The following is a 21706-nucleotide window of genomic DNA, read 5'->3' on the forward strand; positions in this document are numbered from 1 at the left end:
CGCGCCCGGGGGCGCTCCTACGGGCGGTGCGTGTTGTTGAATGCGCACCGCCTGCGGGTGGCTCAGCCGCCGAAATCACGCTGCAGGCCGACCGTTTGTTGGAGCGCATCGCCGTGACGACGCGCGCGTTGGCGGGACGGCTTTGTCGCGCCCGGGGGCGCTCCTACGGGCGGTGCGTGTTGTTGAATGCGCACCGCCTGCGGGTGGCTCAGCCGCCGAAATCCCACTGCAGGCCGACCGTGTAGGTGCGGTCCGGACCGGGTTCGTAATAGCGGCCATTGCCGTCGTTGACGATCACCGAGCCGATGTAGTGCCGGTCCAGCGCATTGTCGATGCGGGCGAAGGTGCGCAGCCCACCCAGCGTGGTGGTCCAGCGCCGGGAGGCTTCCAGGTTGACCAGCGCGTAGCCGGGCGCACGCGCGCTGGCCAGGTCGTTGACCACGGTGGCGTCGGAGGCCACCGTTTCGGCGGCGAACTGCCATTGCAGCGGCTGCCACTGCCAGCGCGCGAACAGCTGCTGGCGCGGCACGCCCGGCAGGCGCGCGCCGCTGGCCACCGGTGCGGTGGGCGTGGCGCAGCCGCTGCTGGCGCAGGTGAGGTAGCCATCGCGCACGGTAGCATCGACGAAGGTGTAGGCCAGCTGCAGCTGCTGGGTGGTGCCCACCGGTTGATTCCAGCTCAGCTCCGCGCCCTGGCGGCGGGTGGCGCCGATGTTGCGATAGGTGCTGCGCCCATTGGTGTTGCTGGCCACGGCCAGTTCGTCGTCGGTGTCGGCGCGGAACAGCGCCACTTCCACCGCTGCGCCGCTCTGCGCGCGCCACTTGCTGCCGATCTCATAATTGCGGCTGGTCGCCGCGCCCAGATCCAGCGCCAGGCCGGCGCCGCCATCGCTGCGATAACCCAGCTCGTTGAAGGTGGGCGTTTCGAAGCCGCGCCCGACCGAAGCATAGAAACGCAGGTCCTCGGCGGCACGGAACACGATGCCGGCCACCGGCGTGGTTGCCGAATAATCGCGCTGGCCGCTGTCGTCGGGGTTGCGCCCGAGGATGTAGTGGTCGTCCGAGTCGAAGCGCACCTGGCTATGCCGCACGCCCAACAAGGCGGACCAGCGGTCGCTCCACTGCCACCACGCCTGCGCAAACTGGTCCACGTTCTCGACCTGGTCGCGCTGGTTGCGGCGCAGCGCGCCCTTGACGCCGAGCGTATCGCCAACAAAGTTTTCGTAACCGGTGCGGTGCTGACGCTGGCGATCGACGTTCGCGCCCACGGTCAGCTGCAACGGCCGGCCCAGCGCCTCGCCCTGCCAGGCCCAGCGTGCGTCGGCACCTTCGTAATTGCTGTCCAGATCGATCACCCCGCCCGAATGCAGCGGGTTGCGCTGCACCGCCACCGGGATCGCCAGGAACTGCTCCACGCTGCGCTGCCCGCCGTAGGCCATCAGCCGCAGCGTCTGGCTGTCGAACTGCTGGGTGAAGATGGCGCCGGCCTGCGACTGGCGCACCGATTTGCGGGTGTTGAACTGGGTGGCCACCGCCGTGGCCTGCGCCGGGTCGGCATTGAACTGCACGCGGGTCAGGCCGAGCGGGTCCTGCGCGTCGGGTGCGTCCAGATAGTTGAGCACCAGGTCCAGCCGGCGGCCCTCGGCCAGATCGAAGCCGAGCTTGGCGTTGACCGAATCGCGCTTTGCGCGGCTATGGGCGCGGAAGCCGTCGGTTTCGAAATGATTGGCGGCCAAGTTGTAGTGCACCGCGCCCTGCTGGCCGAGCAATTGCGCACCCGTGTTGACGGTGGCATTGCTGCCGTAGGTGGCGCGCAGCCGCCACGGGTCGCCCGGCGCGCCGTCGGCGCTCCACAGCTGCAGCACGCCGCCGGAGGAGTTGCCGTACAGCGCCGAAAACGGCCCGCGCAGCACTTCCACCCGCTCGGCGCCCAGCACGTTGAAATGCGAGAGCTGGCCCTGGCCATCGGGCATGCTGGCCGGGATGCCGTCGACCAGCAGGCGCACGCCGCGCACGCCGAAGGTGGAGCGCGCGCCGAAGCCGCGGATCGACAGCTGGGTGTCCTGCGCGTAGTTCTGGCGATCGCGCGCCACCAGGCCGGGGATGCCGTCCAGCAGCTCGGACACCTGCGCGCCGCGGCGATTGTCGTCGTCGGCTGCCACCACGGTGAAGGAGGCCGGCAGGTCGAAGTCGTCCACCCCGCGCACGCGCGCGGCGTCCACCTGCACGGTGGGCAATCGCTGGATCGGCGTGGAGGCGGGCGGCACCGGATCGGCGGCCAGGACGGGCGGCGCGGCGCTCGTGGCGAACAGGCCGCAGGCGGCGGCCAACAAGGTAAGTCTGGGCATGGGCGTAGTGTCCCTCATCCGTACTGTGGCCGCATCGTTGCGTACGGAACGAAGCATGCTACGCCGGCCATGGGCTGCTACGATGAAGTGGTTTGGCCCAGCCGCGGCCGAGCATCCCGGAAGTCCCTCACTCTTTCGTCCTTCAGCGAGTCATGCCGTGTCCTTCTTTGCAAACGTGGAACAGGTTCCAGGCGACCCCATCCTGGGCCTGACCGAGGCCTACAACGCCGACAGCCGCCCCAACAAGGTCAACCTGGGCGTGGGCATCTATTACGACGAAAACGGGCGCATCCCGCTGTTGCGCGCCGTGCACAAGATCGAGCAGCAGCTCGCGCTGGACGCCAAACCGCGCGGCTACCTGCCCATCGACGGCCTGGCCGCCTACGACAAGGCCACCCAGGAGCTGCTGTTCGGCGCCGAGTCGGCGCTGGTGGCCTCCGGCCGCGTGGCGACCTCGCAGACCGTCGGCGGTAGCGGCGCCTTGCGCGTGGGCGCGGACCTGCTCAAGAAACTGCTGCCCACCTCCACCATCGCCATCAGCAACCCGAGCTGGGAAAACCATCGCGCGGTGTTCGGCGCGGCCGGCTTCGAGGTCGTGGACTACACCTATTTCGATGCCGCCAGCCATGGGCTGAACTTCGACGGCATGCTCGCCGACCTGGCAAAACTCGAACCCGGCACGGTGGTGCTGCTGCACGCCTGCTGCCACAACCCGACCGGCGCGGACCTGAGCAAGGAACAGTGGAAGCAGGTTGCCGGGCTGTTGAAGGAACGCAACCTGTTCCCGTTCGTCGACATCGCCTACCAGGGCTTTGACAAAGGCATCGAGGCCGATGCCTACGCGGTGCGCCTGCTCGCTGCCGAAGGCATCGACAGCTACGTGGTCGCCAGCTCGTACTCCAAGTCGTTCTCGCTGTATGGCGAGCGCGTGGGCGCGCTGTCGGTGGTCTCGGCCACTGCGGCCGAAGCCAAGGCCGTGCAATCGCAGGTCAAGCGCATCATCCGCACGATCTACTCCAGCCCGTCCACGCATGGCGCCGCCCTGGTGGCCGGCGTGCTGACCAGCCCGGAACTGCGCGATCTGTGGGAGCAGGAGCTGACCGAGATGCGCGAGCGCATCCACGCCCTGCGTGCGGGCCTGGTGGCCAAGCTGGCCACGCTGGGCGCGCCGGAGTTCGAGTTCATCCAGCGCCAGGCCGGCATGTTCTCGTACTCGGGCCTGACCAGGACCCAGGTGGACCGCCTGCGCGAGGAATTCGCGATCTACGCCGTCGGCACCGGCCGTATCTGCGTGGCCGCGCTGAGCCAGCGCAACCTGGACTACGTGGCACAGGCCGTGGCCACCGTCAGCCGCATGTAGCGCATCGCGATCGGCCACCGTGGCCGACGCCGGCAAACCGGGAGCGCGCCAGCCTCCCGGTTTTTTTGTGGGTGATTCACCGCCTCTGCGCATGTGCAGAGCTGCGCCAAGACCTCGTGGTACATGTCGGCAACCCCAGTCTTGGGCACCACATTCGCGCATGTTCGATCAGGTTTGCTGCAAAACGCGCATCCAGTGATCGAAATCTAACGGCGCAATGGCGACAATGGCGGACCACTTCCTACACAGGCTGCCCGCTCCCATGTCGCGTCCCTCGCTGACCCGCTTCCTGATCGAAGAGCAACACGCCGGCCGTATCGACCCGGAATTGCGCCAGCTGATCACCATCGTCTCGCGCGCCTGCAAGCGCATTTCCATCGCCGTGAGCAAGGGCGCCCTGGGCGGCGTGCTCGGCGATGCCGGCACCGGTAACGTGCAGGGCGAGGCGCAGAAGAAGCTCGACGTGCTCAGCAACGACATCCTGCTCGAAGCCAACGCCTGGGGCGGCCACCTGGCTGCGTGCGCGTCGGAAGAAATGGATCACAGCCAGCCGGTGCCCGACCAGTACCCCAGCGGCGATTTCCTGCTGCTGTTCGATCCGCTGGATGGCAGCTCCAACATCGACGTCAACGTCTCGGTGGGCACCATCTTCTCGGTGCTGCGCGCGCCCAAGGGCACCGAGAAGCCCGGCGACGAGCACTTCCTGCAGCCGGGCACCCAGCAGGTTGCCGCCGGCTACTGCATCTACGGCCCCAGCACGATGCTGGTCCTCACGCTCGGCCACGGCACCCACGCCTTCACCCTGGAGCGCGAGGAAGGCAGCTTCCTGCTGACCCAGGCCAACATGCGCGTGCCCGAAGACACCGCCGAATACGCCATCAACATGTCCAACCAGCGCCACTGGGAACCGGCCATGCAGTCCTATGTCAGCGACCTGCTGGCCGGCAAGGACGGCACCCGCGGCAAGGACTTCAACATGCGCTGGATTGCCAGCATGGTCGCCGACGTGCACCGCATCCTCACCCGCGGCGGCATCTTCATCTACCCCTGGGACAAGAAGGACGCGTCCAAGCCGGGCAAGCTGCGCCTGATGTACGAAGCCAACCCGATGAGCATGCTGGTGGAACAGGCCGGCGGCGCGGCCACCACCGGGCGCGAGCGCATCCTTGACCTCCAGCCGACACAGCTGCATCAGCGCGTGCCGGTGTTCTTGGGTTCGAAGAACGAAGTGAATGAGGCCACGCGCTATCACGTGGAGTTCGACAAGGCGCAGGGCTGAACTTTCGGCGCAAGCCACACGCCGCGCTGACGCATGCCAGACACCCGCCCCGTGCGGGTGTCTTTGTTTGTGACCACGGCTGATCACGCAATCAATGATGGTCTGCAGAGCGACGAGAACTGCGCCAGCAGCCACATCCTGCCGTCAGTTGACTCACCACCGGGCAGCGGTGAGTATCGCCCTCGGGCCGGAGTGGGACGGTCTACGGGAAGTCGATCTCTACGCGCAATGCCTTGCAAGCAGTCGCCTGACTGCCCACAGGGATCACATATCGATCAGGGAGTTCACATGAAGACCGCATGTGTTGCACTGGTGGCTGCCGTCATGTTGCAGGCCACACCCGCCTTCTCCGCATCAACCGCGCCATCGCCACTGGTCGGAACCTGGCTGCTGGATACCAGCAGCCTGCCGATGCCGGCAGCGGTACGACCCAAACGTGTCGTCCTGGAGTTCAAACAGGTTCCAGGCAACAAGTGGGCCACCAACGCCGAGATCATCGAACACGACAACAAGACGCTGCAGGCGCAATCCACGCTGTTGCTGGACGGCACACCGGGCAAGGCCTCGGGCACCTACCTGGTGGATCGCGCCGCAGTCAAAATGCCCGAGCCCGGCGTGCTGGTGATGCAGTTGATGTATCAAGGTGTCCCGGCATCCACACGCACCTATACGGTCAGTGCCGACGGCAAGGTCATGACCGAGATTGAAGCGTACTTCAAGGACGGCAACCCGGTGATGCGCACGGCGTATTTCAAACGCGCGGCAAGTCAGTCCAAGTGAACACGGTCGAGCCGACGCCGCATCGCGGCGCGGCTCGTTTATTTGAGGAGCAGCGGCAGTTTGAAGGCAGGGAGCCTGTATGCGACATCTTTCACCGATCGATCTTGCAGCCACATTGCGGCGCAGCAGGTCGGTCGAGCAGTTCCTCGGAAAAAGTCCAGTCGATGCAGCATACATTCGCCATGTCGAGTTACGGCCGGCAAACAATTGCATCGAGGTATGGGTGTATGACGTCGAGGACGTTGGCAGCGAAGACTATTCGGATCTATATGACTTCGCATATTTCGAGCCAGACGGACCCTGTGCCCCTGCCGCCATCTTTGCGGACGCTGCTGCTGCCGTGACGTATGCCAGCACATTCCTGGCGGCGGACCCTACGCGCTGGACCAACCTCGGGATTGCCGAGTCCGAATACCTTGACTACCTTCGGGCAGGCAGGCCTTCCGGTTGGCCGGTTGCCATCTGACCCTTCATCTCGATGCCGACCAGGCAAGCGCTTGGGTTCAACCGCCAGCCATCGCCCCGAGCTGCCTGTGTCGCAACGCACATCGCCCCGATACCGTAGTTGAGCCAACCAGAGCATCCATGACCGAAATCAAATTCACCGAAGGCGAGCGGGCGGCGATCACGCGCAAGATCCAGCTGTATTTCAGCGAGGAACTGAAGCAGCAGATCGGCCGCTTCGATGCGGAGTTTCTGCTGGATTTCTTCGCCGAAGAGGTGGGGGCCTATTTCTACAATCGGGGCGTCTACGATGCGCAGGCCATCGTTGCCAGCAAGCTGGACGACCTGGGTGAGGCGATCTACCAACTGGAACGTCCTACCGACTTCAAAAAGTGATCCATCACCTCACATGCCGCAGCATTGAGAAGTCCCACGTCGCTGCTGCGAGCAGGGACAACATGCGCGTGCCGGAGACACGCGGAATACGCCATCAAGTCGCGGCGTTCCGTTGCGTTGTTCAAGGATTCCTGCAATTCCAGGGTGTCACTGAGGACTTCCGGTCTCCAGCTGGCCAGCATCCTTGAGAAGTGCAAGCGCCCACTCCACACGCGCCGATGCGGTGGCGATCAGATCATCCGGGTGCTCGCCCAGCAGCGCGCGCAGTTGATGCGGGGCAAAGACCAGGTCGACGAAGTGGCTTGCCAACGCAGACGGATTGGCCGGTTGATCCGGGCCGTCCAGGATCGTCATCTGCACCCGCCGCAGCCCGCCCTCCCAGCCGATACGGTTGACTTCAGCGGCAAGCGCTGGCGCGCGAATGGAGGTGCCGACGACCAGGCGCATCATGGCCACCGTCTGGGGCTGTAATGCATGCGCAAGTATCCCTTGTCCTGCGTGTCTCAGGCGCGCCTCCAGATCCATGGGGACGCTGGCTGCGGCAGGCAGCGGCTGGGTGTCGACATCGCGACGGACCACCGCCTCGAAGATGGCGTCTTTGTTGGCATAGCGCGCGTAAAGGCTTGCCTTGCCCGCGCCTGCCAGCCGCGCGATGTCCTCGCACGAGGTGTGCTCGAACCCGCGTTCCAGGAAGAGTTGCAGTGCCGCATCGAGTAAGCGCCGTTCGACATCACCCGCCTTATCGAGTGGCGGCCGTCCGCCTTTTGATTTTTGCTTGACCGCTTTCATGCACGAAAACTTACACGCCGCTTGCATTGCCATCAACTGAACGTTATCGTTCAGTTATTCGCTGCGTGGTCTGCCAAGCCGGCGAATGGCCTGGGTGCTGCGTGACAGACAGCTCGCATCTTCTGTTGCAGTTCCCGTTGCCGTCGTTGGCGCAAAAGACCCAAGCGAGAGGCAAGCCGTGACGTCAGATGTGAGATCCCCAATCGTTGTTGCAGGCGCCACCGGCGACCTGGGTTGCCGCATCGCCTTTGCCCTGCAGGACCAGGGCGCCGCGGTGGTTGCGCTTGTTCGGCAAGGCGCAGGCAAGGACCGTATTGCGGCCCTGCAACGCAGGAACATCACGATCCGCTACGTCGAGATGGAAGACGCCAACTCGTTGCGTGAAGCGGTCGGGAACGCGGCATGTGTCGTTTCCGCGCTCAACGGTCTGGAAGACGTCATGCTGGGTCAACAGGGAAAGCTGTTGCATGCAGCGGTCAGCGCCGGCGTGCCTCGCTTCATCCCGTCTGATTTCTCGCTGGACTATACGAAGACGCGGCCGGGCGACAATCGAAACCTGGATTTCCGGCGCCGATTCAGAGACCAACTGGATGCCGCGCCGATCGCGGCCACCTCGGTTCTGTGCGGCGGTTTTCTGGAGCTTCTCGAGGGCAGTGCGCGCCTCGTGGTGCCGGGCCGTCGCGTCATGCATTTTGGCGACGCCAACCAGCAGCTCGATTTCACCGCCAAAGATGACGTTGCCCGCTACACGGCGGCGGCCGCACTGGATTCCACGGCACCACGGGACCTGCGCATTGCCGGCAACAGCATTTCGCCCAACGACATCGCGCAACTGCTCACCCAACTCACCGGGCAGCGCTATCGCACGCTCAGGCCGGGCGGGCTGGGGACGATGTCGGCCATCATCAGTGCGGTGCGTGCACTCACGCCCGCAAGCGATGACCCCTTCCCTCCCTGGCAGGGCATGCAATACCTGCGCGACATGATGAGCGGGCGCGGCAAACTGGTCCCACTGGATAACGATCGCTACGGTGCGCGCTCCTGGCAAACAGCCCGCCAGACACTGGCCAATACCTATGTACGGGAGTCTTGAGATGCGCGATGGCATTGCAGCGTTCCACATCCAGGTTGCACAAGCCGAGCTGGATGACCTCGCACACCGGCTCAGGCAAACGCGGTGGCCGAGCAAGGAAACCGTGGAGGACCGCAGCCAAGGCCCACAGAGCGAGCGCATCCGGCGCCTGGTGGACCGCTGGCAGTCTGGCTACGACTGGCGTGCGACCGAGCGGTTATTGAACGGCTGGAACAGCAGTCGTACCACGATCGATGGACTGGAGATCCAGTTCCTGCATGTCCGCTCGCCGGAGCCAGACGCGCTTCCGTTGCTGCTGACGCACGGGTGGCCCGGATCGGTGCTCGAATTCCGCGAGGTGATCGGCCCCTTGAGCGACCCGGTGGCCCATGGCGGGCAGGCGTCGGACGCCTTCCATCTCATCATCCCATGCTTGCCTGGCTTTGGTTTCTCTGCAAAGCCAACCGCCCGTGGCTGGGGCGTCGGGCGCACGGCTGCCGCATGGGTCGAACTGATGCGCCGTCTGGGTTATGGCGAGCGTTGGGCCGCACAGGGCGGCGATTGGGGCAGTGCGATCACCACCGCGCTTGGATTCATGCAGCCGCCCGGCTTGCGGGGTCTCCATCTGAACATGGTGATGTTCGAACCCAGCACGCAGGACATCGCCGAAGCCACACCGGCCGAGCAGAAGATGCTGGAAGACGCCCAGCGCTACTACACGGAATTTTCCGGCTACATGAAGCTGCAAAGCACACGGCCGCAGTCGGTGGGCTTCAGTTTGGCTGACTCCCCGGTGGGCCTGGCTGCATGGATCTATGCACTCTTTCAGGACGTCTCACAAAGCGACGGCGAACCGGAGAACGTGTTCGCCCTGGACCACCTCATCGACGACATCATGCTGTACTGGCTCCCGAACGCAGGGCCCAGCTCTGCACGCCTGTATTGGGAAGCCGCGCATGAGGCGATGGCGGAGATGCCTTCGCATCCAATGCCCACACCCACCGGCATCAGCATGTTTCCCGGGGAGCAGGTGCGCATTTCCCGGCGCTGGGCAGAGCGACGCTTTGCCGACCTCCGCTTTTTCGGCGAAGCGGAGCGGGGCGGACATTTTGCGGCAATGGAGAATCCGCCGGTGTTTGTCGATCATCTGCGAACGACGTTTCGGTCGCTGCGGTGACGGCGGCCGAGCCTGGCATGCCCGCATTGCCTTCGCGCCACGGCCCTGCCGACGATGCCGATGTCTCCGCTTTGCAGTTGGAGCTGCCTGACGCCAGGCCGGCACTGCCCCCTTGACCGCCGTCGCCTGCACGGGCCAGTCTCGGGGGCTGGCGCGGCGGGGAGCCGTGCCGCTGGCCTTCAACGGAGAACCGCCGTGGACCGTCGTACCTTCCTCACCCTGTCCGGCATCGGTGCTGCCGGGCTGCTGCTGCCGAACACGCGCCTGATCGCGGCCGAGCAGTTGCTCACACCCAACGATGCCGCGCGCAGCCGTCGCTTGTCCGATACCGCGCTCAGCACCGCCAAGGCAGCCGGTGCCAGTTATTGCGATGTGCGCGTGGGCCGTTATCTGCGCCAGTTCGTGATCACCCGCGAGGCGCAGGTGGAGAACGTGGTCAACGCCGAATCCAGCGGTGTGGGCGTGCGCGTGCTGGCCGATGGCGCGTGGGGGTTTGCGGCCACCAACACGCTTACCAGCGATGGCGTGGCCACCGCCACGCGCCAGGCGGTGGCGATCGCCAAGGCCAACGCGCGGCTGGGCGGCTCGCCGGTGCAGCTGGCGCCAGTGACGCCGGCCGGACAGGTCAGCTGGAAGACGCCGATCAGGAAGAACGCAATGGAAGTGCCGCTGCAGGACAAGGTGGCGCTGCTGATGGACGTCAACGCGGCTGCGCTCAATGCCGGCGCCACGTTCGTGGCTTCGCGCCTGTTTGCGATCAACGAGCAGAAGTACTTCGCCAGCAGCGACGGCTCCTATATCGATCAGGATGTGCACCGGTTGTGGTTGCCGTTCACCGTCACCGCGGTGGACAAGGCCAGCGGCAAGTTCCGCACCCGCGACGGGCTGTCCTCGCCGATGGGCATGGGCTACGAATACCTGGATGGCGATGCCAGCCAGAAGCACCAGCTGCCTGGCGGACTCATCGGCTACGGCCACAGTTATGACGCGCGCGAAGATGCGATCGCCGCCGCTAAACAGGCACGCGCCAAACTCACCGCACCGTCGGTGAAGGCCGGCAAATACGATCTGGTGATCGACCCCAGCAATCTGTTCCTCACCATCCACGAGTCGGTGGGGCACCCGCTCGAGCTCGATCGCGTGCTCGGTTACGAGGCCAATTACGCCGGCACCAGTTTTGCCACGCTGGACAAACGCGATGCCGGTTTCCGCTGGGGCAGCGATGCGGTGACCTTCGTCGCCGACCGCACCCAGCCCGGCAGCCTGGGCGCAGTGGGTTACGACGATGAAGGCGTCAAGGGCAAGCAGTGGGAGCTGGTGAAGGACGGCATCCTGGTCGATTACCAATGCACGCGCGATCAGGCGCATCTGCTCGGCAAGACCGCATCCGATGGCTGCAGCTATGCCGACTCGTGGTCCAGCGTGCAGTTCCAGCGCATGCCCAATGTCTCGCTGGCGGCAGGCAAGACGCCGCTGGCTGTTGCCGACATGATCAAGAACGTCGAGCGCGGCCTGTACATCCACGGGCGCGGCTCGTATTCGATCGATCAGCAACGCTACAACGCGCAGTTCGGCGGGCAGTTGTTCTACGAAATCGAGAACGGCCAGGTCACGCGTCTGGTGGAAGACGGCGCCTACCAGATCCGCACGCCGGAATTCTGGAATGCCTGCAGCGCGGTCTGCGATCAACGCGATTTCCGCCTGGGCGGCTCGTTCTTCGACGGCAAGGGCCAACCCAGCCAGGTATCAGCGGTCTCGCACGGGTCGTCCACGGCGCGCTTCGATGGCATCAATGTGATCAACACCGCGCGCGCATTGGGTTGAGAGAAGCTGGTCGGTAGAGGGCGTGGTGCCCTCACCAAACAGTTGATTGGTTGCCTTGTTTAAAACCATGCACCCCGACCATCGTGACTGGTCCTTGCCCGCCCACCGTCGCGGGACCTTACGCGGCATGGATGCCGCGTAAGAGCCTACACGGACGTACTTGCGGCGTGTCCCGCGAGGGTGGGCGGGCAAGGGCCCTGCAACCAAACCTGGCGTTGGTAACTGATCGGATGCGCCGTCATCCAGACGCCGCGTCATGCCATGCCTGTAACCACGCACACCGACCATCTCGACAGGTCCTTGCCCGCCCACCGTCGCGGGACCTTACGCGGCATGGATGCCGCGTAAGCGCCTACAGGGACGTACTTGCGGCGTGTCCCACGAGGGTGGGCGGGCAAGGGCCAGGCAACCAAGCCGCAGATCAAACGCTTTTCAGCCAGACCCCCATGAAGCAACACCGCACCCGACGACCTGCTGATCGCATATGTACGATCGCAGACAAACCACGCATGCCTGACATCCAGAGCTCTCAACGCGCAGCCACATCCATCGCAGCCGGTCAGCAGCGCTCGCCACACGCGCAGGCCTGCTGCGCTACTCGCTTCATGCGGGTACGGCGTTTGCGCACGGACCCCTGCCGAAAGTCATTTGACGCAGCGTTCATCGCCCGGCAAGAATCGGCGATACCGCGCAGATAGCGATCTGTGCGTCACCACACTACCTGCGCGCCGCGCAGGATAATTGGGGAGTTGCCGTGCAGCGACGTGATTTCCTGGCCCTGACCGGGCTGACCATGGGCGGCCTGATCGTGCCCGCCTACTTCGGCAAGGCGATCGCCGCCGAGCAGTTGGTGACGCAGCTGGATGTGGGCCGCAAGAAGCGCCTGGCCGATGCCGGCCTCAACGCCGCGCGCCAGGCCGGTGCGAGCTATTGCGATGTGCGCATCGGCCGTTATCTGCGCCAGTTCGTCATCACCCGCGAGGACAAGGTGCAGAACGTGGTCAACACCGAATCCATCGGTGCGGGCGTGCGCGTCCTGGTGGCTGGCGCCTGGGGGTTTGCCGCCACCAACGAGCTCACCGAACAGGGTGTGGCCAAGGCCGCCTCGCAGGCCGCCGCGATCGCCAAGGCCAATGCCAAGGTGCAGGGCACGCCGGTGCAGCTGGCGCCCACGCCGGGCGTGGGCGAGGTCAGCTGGAAGACGCCGATCAAGAAGAACGCGATGGAAGTGCCGATCAAGGACAAGGTGGACCTGCTGCTGGGTGTCAACGCTGCCGCCACCGCTGCCGGCGCCAACTTCGTCAATTCGATGCTGTTCGTGGTCAACGAGCAGAAGTACTTTGCCAGCACCGACGGCTCGTATATCGACCAGGACGTGCACCGCATCTGGGCGCCGCTGAGCGTGACCGCCATCGACAAGGCCAGCGGCAAGTTCCGCACCCGCGACGGCTTGTCCGCGCCGATGGGCCTGGGCTACGAATATCTGGATGGCGCCGCCTCGGGCAAGTTCGTCTCGCCCAATGGCGTGGTGAATTACGGCCTGTCCTACGACATGAAGGAGGACGCGATCGCCGCGGCCAAGCAGGCGCAGGAAAAGCTCAAGGCGCCGTCGGTGAAGCCGGGCAAGTACGATCTGGTACTGGACCCCTCGCACACCTGGCTCACCATCCACGAGTCGGTCGGCCACCCGCTGGAGCTGGATCGCGTGCTCGGCTACGAGGCCAATTTCGCCGGCACCAGTTTCGCCACGCTGGACAAGCTCAAGGCCGGTTTCCAGTACGGCAGCGACAAGGTGCACATCCTGGCCGACAAGACCCAGCCCGGCAGCCTGGGCGCGGTGGGCTACGACGATGAAGGCGTCAAGACCAAGCAGTGGGACCTGATCCGCGATGGCAAGCTGGTGGACTACCAGGCCATCCGCGACCAGGCGCATATCCTCGGCAAGACCGCCTCCGATGGGTGCTGCTACGCCGACTCGTGGTCGAGCGTGCAGTTCCAGCGCATGGCCAATGTGTCGCTGGCCGCCGGCAAGACACCGTTGAGCGTGAGCGATCTGATCAAGAACGTGGAAAACGGCATCTACATCATCGGCGACGGCTCGTTCTCCATCGACCAGCAGCGCTACAACGCGCAGTTCGGCGGCCAGCTGTTCTACGAGATCAAGAACGGCGCGATCACCCGCATGCTCGAGGACGTGGCCTACCAGATCCGCACGCCGGAATTCTGGAACGCCTGCAGCGCGGTGGCCGATCAACGCGACTACCGCCTGGGCGGCTCGTTCTTCGACGGCAAGGGCCAGCCGAGCCAGTCCTCGGCGGTCTCGCATGGCTCGTCCACCGCCCGTTTCGACGGCATCAACGTCATCAACACCGCCCGCTCGCTCGGCTGACAGGAGAAACCCACATGAGCATCCTTACCGAAGCGCAGGCCAAGGCCATCCTGGACAAGGTCATCAAGCTGTCCAAGGCCGACGAGTGCACCGCCACGCTTAGCGGCTCGATCGACGGCAATATCCGTTTCGCGCTCAACAACGTGTCCACCAGCGGCATCGTCGACAACACCGACCTGCAGGTGCAGGTGGCGTTCGGCAAGCGCGTGGGCATCGCCACCATCAACGAGTTCGACGACGCTGCGCTGGAGCGCGTGGTGAGGCGTGCCGAAGACCTGGCGCGGCTGGCGCCGGAAAACCCGGAGTTCATGCCGGCGGTGGACAAGCAGACCTACAAACCCAGCCCCACCTTCAGCGAATCCACTGCCGCCATCGACCCGGCATTCCGTGCGCAGGTGGCCGCCGATTCGATCGCCCCGTGCAAGGGCAAGGGATTGATCGCGGCCGGCTTCCTGGAAGATGGCCAGAGCTTTACCGCGTTCGCCAACAGCAAGGGCAACTTCGGCTACCAGCGCGGCGCGCGTTTCGACTACACCTGCACCGTGCGTACCGAAGACGGTCGCGGCTCGGGCTGGGTGGGCCGCAACCTCAAGGATGCCGCCGACTTCAAGGCCGAGCAGGACATCCGCATCGCCATGCGCAAGGCCAGCGACTCGTCCGAAGCCAAGGCGCTGGAACCGGGCAAGTACACGGTGATCCTGGAGCCGGCAGCGGCGGCAGGCCTGATTTCTTTCATGATGCGCTACTTCGATGCGCGCATGGCCGACGAGGGCCGCAGCTTCCTGTCCAAGAAGGGCGGCGGCAACAAGCTGGGCGAACAGGTCTACGACCCGCGCGTGAACATCACCGCCGACCCGTGGGATGCGCGTGCCGCCGTGCTGCCTTGGGACGAGGAAGGCCTGCCGCGCGAGAAGATGCCGATCGTGGAGAACGGCAAGATCGCCAACCTGCAGTATTCGCGGTTCTGGGCGCAGAAGAACGGCAAGCGCGCGGTCGGCGAGCCGGGCAACCTGCTGATGGCCGGTGGCGACAAGAACATCGCCGAGCTGGTGCGCGGCACCGAGAAGGGCATCCTGGTCACGCGCACCTGGTACATCCGCATGGTCGATCCGCAGACCGTGCTGCTGACCGGGCTGACCCGCGACGGCACCTTCTACATCGAGAACGGGCAGATCAAGTACCCGGTGAAGAATTTCCGCTTCAATGAATCGCCGATCATCATGCTCAACAACATCGACGAGCTGGGCAGGCCGGTACGCGTGGCCGGCGATGAATCCAGCTACGTGATGATGATCCCGCCGATGCGGTTGCGTGACTTTACGTTTACCTCGTTGTCGGATGCGGTGTGACTGAGAGCCGGGAATCGGGAGTGGGGAATCGGGAATGGGAGAGCGGAGCAAGCTCTTCGCGGCCCGATGGTTTTCCTGCACATCCCGTTCCCGGTCTACACGCCCTGGCGGCGCACGCGACGCGCCGTCATTTCCTTGGATTGCTGCTCGGTAGCGTCGCTGCGTTGGCGTTGCCGCGGCAGGCGCGGGCGGCGGGCAATTACGATTTCTGGTTTACCCGGCTGCGCTACGACTCAGGCGATTGGGATGTGGATGCGCGCATGCCGTCCAACCTGATCACCTCGCTGATCGATTACACCCAGCTGCGCGTAGACCCGCAGGAACATGTGCTGGACCTGGCCGATCCGCGCATGCTGCAGGCGCCGTTCTGCTATCTGTCCGGGCACAAGCTGGTGGAGTTCAATCCCGCCGAGCGGCGCAACTTCGAGCGCTATGTGCGCAATGGCGGCTTCGTGTTCGTGGACGATTGCAACCACGATATCGACGGGCTGTTCGCCACCTCGTTCGAGGCGCAGATGACCTCCATTTTCGGCAAGAGCGCGCTGCAGAAATTGCCCAAAAACCACCGTCTCTACAGCGCATTCTTCAAATTCCCCGACGGCCCGCCGGCCACCAGTTTCGAACTCAATGGCTGGGGCGACGACCTGGTGCACGATTATCTCAGGGGCATCAGCATCGACGGCCGGCTCGGCGTGTTGTACAGCAACAAGGATTACGGCTGCGAATGGGATTACGACTGGCGCAACAAACGCTTCCTGGCCGAAGACAACACCAAGTTCGCAGTGAACATCGTGATGTATGCATTGACCAACTGAAATCGATCCGTAGGAGCGCGCTGGCGCGCGATGCCGTACCGGTAACACCGCCTCGCGCGCCAGCGCGCTCCTGCACACATCGCGTGAGATGTTTCGCAGGCACTGGCACGGCATCCACCGCCAACCTCCGCCGTCGCACCCGCGAGTCCCGCACGCCTTTGTAGGAGCGCGCTTGCGCGCGATGCCTTAGCGCTAACGCCGCATCGCACGCTCCTACGCCAGCAGTCCCACAACGAGACGGTTCCCATGACTTCCCCCAACGACGACACCCTCACCCGGCAGCTCTCCCAACTCGGCGCGTTGCGTGCGGCCCTGGCGCAGGCGGTGGTGGGCCAGGACGCGGTGGTGGAGCAACTGCTGATCGGCCTGCTCGCCGGCGGCCACTGCCTGCTGGAAGGCGCGCCCGGCCTGGGCAAGACGCTGCTGGTGCGCTCGCTGGGGCAGGCGCTGGAGCTGCAGTTCCGCCGCGTGCAGTTCACCCCGGACCTGATGCCCAGCGACATTCTCGGCACCGAGCTGCTGGAAGAGGATCACGGCACCGGGCATCGCCAGTTCCGGTTCCAGCAGGGGCCGATCTTCACCAACCTGCTGCTGGCCGACGAGCTCAATCGCACCCCGCCCAAGACCCAGGCCGCGCTGCTGGAGGCGATGAGCGAGCGCACGGTGAGCTACGCCGGCACCACCTATGCGTTGCCGGCGCCGTTTTTCGTGCTGGCCACGCAGAACCCGATCGAACAGGCCGGCACCTATCCGCTGCCGGAAGCGCAGCTGGACCGCTTCCTGCTGCATGTGCGGGTGGACTATCCCAGCGAGCAGGAAGAGCGCGACATCCTCAGCCAGACCACCGGCACCAGCAGCGCGCAGGTGCCCAGGGTGATGGATGCCGACAGCGTGCTGGCGCTGCAGCAGCAGGTGCGGCACGTGCATGTGGGCGCGGATCTGCTGACCTGGATCAATCGCCTGGTACGCGCCAGCCGCCCAGGCCCGCAGGCCAGTGAGGACGTGCGCCAGTGGATCAAATGGGGCGCCGGCCCACGCGCCGGGCAATCGCTGGTGCTGGCGGCCAAGGCGCGTGCGCTGTTGCATGGCCGCCTTGCCGCCACCCGCGAGGATGTCGTCGCGCTGGCCGCGCCGGTGATGCGCCATCGCCTGTTGCTGTCGTTCGCCGCCGAGGCCGAACAACGCAGCGCCGACGATGTGGTCGCCGCGCTGCTGCGCGCCGTGCCGTTCCCGGCGTGAGGCGGGTTGCGGCGTGAGCATGGACGTGCCGGCACTGATTCCCGCCGAGCTGCGCAGCCGCCTGCGCGGCCTGCAGCTGCGTGCGCGGCAGGCGCAGGGCGCGCAGGGGATCGGCCAGCACGCCAGCCGCAGCCGCGGCGCCGGTCTGGAATTCTCGCAATACCGCGCCTACGAACCCGGCGATGCCTTGCGCCAGATCGACTGGAAGCTCTACGCCCGCTCAGACCGGTTCTTCGTGCGCGAGGCCGAGCGCGAAAGCCCGCTGACGCTGTGGGTGTTGCTCGACGCCACCGCCTCCGCCGGCCAGGCCGACCAGGCGCGCCCGCAGGTCACCCGCCTGCAGGCGATGGCGACCCTGGCCGCGTGCGCTGCCGAGGTCGCGCTGCGGCAAGGCGACCAGGTCGGCCTGTTCGCGGTGCATGGCGATGGCCTGGTGGCCGTGCCGGCCGGTGGCGGGCCGCGCCAGCGCGACCGGCTCTGGCTGGCCCTGCACGGGCTGCGCGCCGGTGGCCGCTGGCCGGGCATGGACGCGCTGCGTCCGCTGTGGGAACGCATCGCCGCCCATGCGCTGGTGCTGTCGATCGGCGACGGCTTCGACCAGGACCTGCTCGGCGCGCTGGAAAAACTCGCCGCCGCACGCCGCGAGGTGATGCAGCTGCAGGTGCTGACCTGCGACGAACGCGATTTTCCCTTCAGCGGCGGGCACCGCTTCCGCGACCCGGAAACCGGTGAAGAACTGCTCGGCGACGGCGCCGCGGTGCGCGCTGCGTATCTGCAACGCTTCGGCGCTGCCCAGCGCGCGCTGCAGGCGCGCTGGCAGGCGGCCGGCATTGCGCACGCGGTGCATTATCTGGATGCGCCACCGGATGCGGCATTGCGCGAGCTGTTTGCACACGGTGCGCGGCGATGAGCCAGCGCATCGGCGCCAGCGCCGCAGTTGAGGGAGCGCAGCAGTGAACCTGCTCCTGCTGTTCCCCGCCGGCCTGGCCGCATTGGCCGCACTGCTGCTGCCGTTGCTGATCCATCTGGCCCGACGCAGCGAACACCGGCCCACCGACTTTGCCGCATTGCGCTGGCTGCGCGCGCAGCCGCGGCCCCGGCACCGGCTGCGTTTCGACGAATGGCCGCTGCTGCTGGTGCGCCTGCTGTTGCTCGCCGCAGTGGCGCTGCTACTGGCCGAGCCGGCCTTGCGCGACCCCCAGCAGGCGCGCCCGCGCGTCGTGGTCAGCCCCGGCGTGGATCTGGCCGCGGCCCGGGCGCTCGGCCACGCGGCCAACGCGCAGTGGGAGTGGCTGGCCCCGGGCTTCCCGCCGATCGCTGCCGATGCGACACACCCACCCGCCACGCCCGCCGGCACCGCGCCGCCGGTCGGCAGCCTGCTGCGCGAACTCGATGCCAGCCTGCCGCCGGAGACCGCGCTGAGCGTGATCGTGCCCAGCCAGTGGGGGCCGCTGGATGCGCAACGCCTACAGCTGTCGCGCGAGGTGCGCTGGCAGGTGCTGCCCGGCCAGTCGCCGGCAGCCGCCGTGGCGCCCGTCCCACCGTTGCGGCTGCAGGCAATCGCCGACACCCCCACCGAGCCGGCCTTGCGCTATCTGCGCGCCGTGCATGCCGCCTGGGCACTGCCCGGCGCATTGCCGGTAAGCACCCCCAGCGCGGCCGAACCGGCACGCTGGCCAGCCGGCACGGTGGTGGCCTGGCTGTCGCAGCGCCCACCGCCGGCGCCGGTCATCGCCTGGGTCGCGGCCGGCGGGCAGCTGCTGCTCGATGCGCAGACGCCGGCCCCACCCGCACTGGCGGGCCCGCTGCAAGCGCTGCTGCAGGACGCACACGGCGCCGCGCTGATCGATGCCACAACGGTTGGCCGCGGCCGCCTGCTGCGCTGGGCCGCGCCATTGCAGCCACAGCGGCTGCCGGCGCTGCTGGATGCCGACTTCCCCACCCGCCTGCACGACGCCCTGCAGTCGATACCCGCACCACAGCGCGCGCTGGCGCAGACCCAGCAGCCGCAGCGCGGCCCCGCCATCCGCCTGGCCAGCGCCCCCTGGCCGCTGGCGCCATGGCTGATCGGCCTGGTGCTGCTGCTGTTTGCGATCGAACGCTGGCTGGCCACCGCGCCCCGCCGGAGCCGCGCGGCATGAGCACACCGGCCCTGCACCACGCCTGGCAGGCCGCGCGGCGGCGGCAGGCCGCAGGCGTGCTGCTGTGCGGGCTGCCGCTGACTGTGCTGCCGGCGCTGCTGGCGTGGCGTGCCGGTGCGCAGCCGGCGATCCTGCCGTTGCTGCTCCTGGGCCTGCTGGCGCTGATCGGCGTGGCGCTGCTGGCGGCACGCCGGCTGGACCAGACCTGGCTGATCCGCCGGCTGGATCGCGACGCGGATCTGGAAGACAGCAGCGACCTGCTGTTCGCCCCGGCCGGGCAGCTCGGCCCGTTGCAGGCCCTGCAACGCCAGCGCCTGGAACAACGCCTGCGCAGCACCCCGCGCGATCTGCGCCCGGCTTGGCCCTGGCGGCGCGCCTTGGCATGGGGCCTGCCCGGCCTGCTCGCCTGCGCCGCGGTGCTGCTGTGGCCGCACCCCGCTCACCGGCCCACCGCAGGCAACGACCGGATCGCCGCCGCCCGCGCCGGCACCGGCGCCCCCACCCTGGGTCAGGCGCGGCTGCACAGCACCCCGCCCGCCTACACCGGCCTGCCGCCCGCGCCCCTGCCCGGCCTGGATGCACGCGTGCCGGCCGGCACCCGGCTGCACTGGCAGCTGCAGGTCAACCCGGCTCCGCGCAGCGTGGCGCTGCGGCTCAGTGACGGCCGCAGCATCGCGCTGTCCCGGCAAGGCAGCACCGATCGATGGCAGGGCCAGTGGGTCGCCGAGCGTGCCAGCCTGTACCGCATCCTCATCGACGGCGCGCCGGCCGACCGCCAGCTGCATCGCCTCGACGTGCTGCCCGACCGCCCGCCACAGGTGCGCGTGCTGGCGCCCGAACAGAGCCTGGTGCTGTGGACGCCGTCCCAGACCGGCAATCGAGGCTGGACGCTGCGCTTCGAAGCCAGCGACGACTACGCGGTCGCCGCCAGCGCCGAGCTGCGCCTGACCCTGGCCCAGGGCAGCGGCGAAAACATCACCTTCAAGACCCAGCGCCGCACGCTCGGCGGCAGCGGCCCGGCCCGGCTGCGCGGCTTTTCCACCACGCTGCAGCCGCAGGCGCTGGGCATGGCCGCCGGCGACGACCTGATCGCCCAGCTCATCGTGCACGACACCCGCCAGCCCGGCCCGCAGGAAGGCCGCAGCGCCAGCGTGATCCTGCGCTGGCCACCGCCGGAGCAGACCATGGCCGCCGGCCTGGAGGCCAGCGTCAAGCAGACCTTGCCGGCCTACTTCCGCAGCCAGCGCCAGATCATCATCGACGCCGAGGCGCTGCTGAAGGAAAAGCCGCGCCTGGAGGCGGCCACCTACCTCAAGCGCGCCGACGCCATCGGCGTGGACCAGCGCCTGCTGCGGCTGCGCTACGGCCAGTTCCTGGGTGAAGAGAGCGAAGGCGCGCCCAAGGGCCCGCCGACGGCCGACGAAGCGCCGACCAGCGACGCCCCGGCCGAGGATCTGCCCACCGCCGACATGCCCACCGCGGATGCGCCGGCAACGCCTGCGGCGCCCGCGCCCACCCGGGACGAACACGGGCACGATGCGCACGACCACGCCGCCGAGGCCGGCGCTGCCGCGCTGGACGACCACGACCATGCGCATGGCGACGGGGCGCCGGAGCGCGGCGGCTTCGGCCAGGCGCAGGACGTGCTGTCCGAGTTCGGGCACACCCACGACCATGCCGAAGCCGCCACCTTGCTCGACCCGCAGACCCGCGCGCTGCTGCGCGCCGCGCTGGACCAGATGTGGCAGTCCGAGGGCGAGCTGCGCCAGGGCCACCCGGAGCGTGCGTTGCCGTTTGCCAACAAGGCGCTGGGCTTCATCAAGCAGGTGCAGCAGGCCGAACGCATCTACCTGGCGCGGATCGGCACGCAGTTGCCGCCGATCGACCCCGGCCGCCGCCTGAGCGGTGACCGCGCCGGCCTGGGCGACCGTGCCGCCGGCCTGGACAGCCGCCCGGATCCGGACCCGTCGGCGCTGCAGTTGTGGGACGCCCTCGGCGAGCAGGCCCCGGTACCCGACGCCACCCTGGCCCGCTACGCGCAGTGGCTGCAGGCCCAGCAGGAGCGCCTGCAGGATCCGCTGGGCCTGGCCGCGGCGGTGGAAACCCTGCGCGCCGAACCCGCTTGCGCCAGCTGCCGCGCCCAGCTGCGCGCCCAGGTCTGGCGCACGCTGGTCGCCCCGCCGGCCCCGCTGCACCGCCGCGCCCCTGCCGACGCGCGCGGCCAGCGCTATCTGGATGCCCTGCGCCAGGAGCCGCAACCATGATGCTGCCACTGCCCCGGTTGACCGCACGCGGCGGGTTCCGC

The 21706-nt window shown here is 67.1% G+C and carries 17 protein-coding genes; 15 read left to right on the plus strand and 2 right to left on the minus strand.

What is annotated here, in order from left to right; genetic code table 11:
• Nucleotides 1-208: 208 nt before the first annotated feature.
• Nucleotides 209-2347: a TonB-dependent receptor family protein gene (locus DYQ94_RS15755; RefSeq protein ID WP_160955247.1), complete on the minus strand. Its 2139-nt coding sequence runs from the start codon at nucleotides 2345-2347 to the stop codon at nucleotides 209-211.
• A 157-nt stretch (nucleotides 2348-2504) separates the two neighbouring features.
• Between DYQ94_RS15755 and DYQ94_RS15760 the strand changes: the two genes are divergently transcribed.
• The 5 genes from DYQ94_RS15760 (at nucleotide 2505) to DYQ94_RS15780 (ending at nucleotide 6606) form a co-directional block, all read left to right on the plus strand.
• Nucleotides 2505-3707: an amino acid aminotransferase gene (locus DYQ94_RS15760; RefSeq protein ID WP_016903903.1), complete on the plus strand. Its 1203-nt coding sequence runs from the start codon at nucleotides 2505-2507 to the stop codon at nucleotides 3705-3707.
• A 262-nt stretch (nucleotides 3708-3969) separates the two neighbouring features.
• Nucleotides 3970-4986 (plus strand): class 1 fructose-bisphosphatase, encoded by a 1017-nt coding sequence (locus tag DYQ94_RS15765; RefSeq protein ID WP_016903904.1) that lies wholly within the window; start codon nucleotides 3970-3972, stop codon nucleotides 4984-4986.
• 312 nt (nucleotides 4987-5298) lie between these two features.
• A complete protein-coding gene (locus tag DYQ94_RS15770) occupies nucleotides 5299-5766 on the plus strand; it encodes a hypothetical protein (protein ID WP_050570510.1) in 468 nt (155 codons plus the stop codon).
• A 79-nt stretch (nucleotides 5767-5845) separates the two neighbouring features.
• Nucleotides 5846-6232: a hypothetical protein gene (locus tag DYQ94_RS15775; RefSeq protein ID WP_065033234.1), complete on the plus strand. Its 387-nt coding sequence runs from the start codon at nucleotides 5846-5848 to the stop codon at nucleotides 6230-6232.
• A gap of 119 nt (nucleotides 6233-6351) precedes the next feature.
• Entirely contained in the window at nucleotides 6352-6606 is a 255-nt protein-coding gene (locus tag DYQ94_RS15780) for a DUF2164 domain-containing protein (protein ID WP_039509942.1), read from the plus strand.
• Nucleotides 6607-6753: 147 nt separating this feature from the next.
• Here the strand turns inward: DYQ94_RS15780 and DYQ94_RS15785 are convergent, their stop codons facing one another.
• Nucleotides 6754-7395, minus strand: coding sequence for a TetR/AcrR family transcriptional regulator (locus DYQ94_RS15785; protein ID WP_065033235.1), 642 nt, complete (start codon nucleotides 7393-7395; stop codon nucleotides 6754-6756).
• Nucleotides 7396-7573: 178 nt separating this feature from the next.
• On the opposite strand from DYQ94_RS15785, the gene DYQ94_RS15790 reads away from it, so the two are divergent.
• The 10 genes from DYQ94_RS15790 (at nucleotide 7574) to DYQ94_RS15835 (ending at nucleotide 21665) form a co-directional block, all read left to right on the plus strand.
• Nucleotides 7574-8488, plus strand: coding sequence for an NmrA family NAD(P)-binding protein (locus tag DYQ94_RS15790; RefSeq protein ID WP_126966867.1), 915 nt, complete (start codon nucleotides 7574-7576; stop codon nucleotides 8486-8488).
• A 1-nt stretch (nucleotide 8489) separates the two neighbouring features.
• Nucleotides 8490-9644, plus strand: a complete 1155-nt coding sequence (locus DYQ94_RS15795; RefSeq protein ID WP_126966854.1) for an epoxide hydrolase family protein — start codon at nucleotides 8490-8492, stop codon at nucleotides 9642-9644.
• A gap of 195 nt (nucleotides 9645-9839) precedes the next feature.
• Nucleotides 9840-11468 (plus strand): TldD/PmbA family protein, encoded by a 1629-nt coding sequence (locus DYQ94_RS15800; protein ID WP_160955246.1) that lies wholly within the window; start codon nucleotides 9840-9842, stop codon nucleotides 11466-11468.
• 754 nt (nucleotides 11469-12222) lie between these two features.
• Nucleotides 12223-13857 (plus strand): TldD/PmbA family protein, encoded by a 1635-nt coding sequence (locus tag DYQ94_RS15805; protein ID WP_024940479.1) that lies wholly within the window; start codon nucleotides 12223-12225, stop codon nucleotides 13855-13857.
• Between the two features lie 14 nt (nucleotides 13858-13871).
• A complete protein-coding gene (locus tag DYQ94_RS15810) occupies nucleotides 13872-15206 on the plus strand; it encodes a TldD/PmbA family protein (RefSeq protein WP_039517956.1) in 1335 nt (444 codons plus the stop codon).
• The gene (locus DYQ94_RS15815; RefSeq protein ID WP_046345246.1) at nucleotides 15203-16021 is read left to right on the plus strand and encodes a DUF4159 domain-containing protein; all 819 of its coding nucleotides are present in this window, start codon (nucleotides 15203-15205) and stop codon (nucleotides 16019-16021) included. Before DYQ94_RS15810 ends, DYQ94_RS15815 begins: the two co-directional genes overlap by 4 nt.
• A gap of 246 nt (nucleotides 16022-16267) precedes the next feature.
• On the plus strand, nucleotides 16268-17260 hold the full coding sequence (locus tag DYQ94_RS15820) for an AAA family ATPase (RefSeq protein WP_024940482.1): 993 nt from the start codon (nucleotides 16268-16270) through the stop codon (nucleotides 17258-17260).
• A gap of 13 nt (nucleotides 17261-17273) precedes the next feature.
• Nucleotides 17274-18170: a DUF58 domain-containing protein gene (locus tag DYQ94_RS15825; RefSeq protein ID WP_126966853.1), complete on the plus strand. Its 897-nt coding sequence runs from the start codon at nucleotides 17274-17276 to the stop codon at nucleotides 18168-18170.
• Between the two features lie 43 nt (nucleotides 18171-18213).
• Nucleotides 18214-19401, plus strand: coding sequence for a BatA domain-containing protein (locus DYQ94_RS15830; protein ID WP_126966852.1), 1188 nt, complete (start codon nucleotides 18214-18216; stop codon nucleotides 19399-19401).
• Nucleotides 19398-21665: a DUF4175 domain-containing protein gene (locus DYQ94_RS15835; RefSeq protein ID WP_160955014.1), complete on the plus strand. Its 2268-nt coding sequence runs from the start codon at nucleotides 19398-19400 to the stop codon at nucleotides 21663-21665. Before DYQ94_RS15830 ends, DYQ94_RS15835 begins: the two co-directional genes overlap by 4 nt.
• Nucleotides 21666-21706: the final 41 nt, after the last annotated feature.

The sequence above is a fragment of the Xanthomonas sp. LMG 8993 genome (assembly GCF_009835065.2).
Taxonomy (GTDB): Bacteria; Pseudomonadota; Gammaproteobacteria; order Xanthomonadales; family Xanthomonadaceae; genus Xanthomonas; species Xanthomonas arboricola.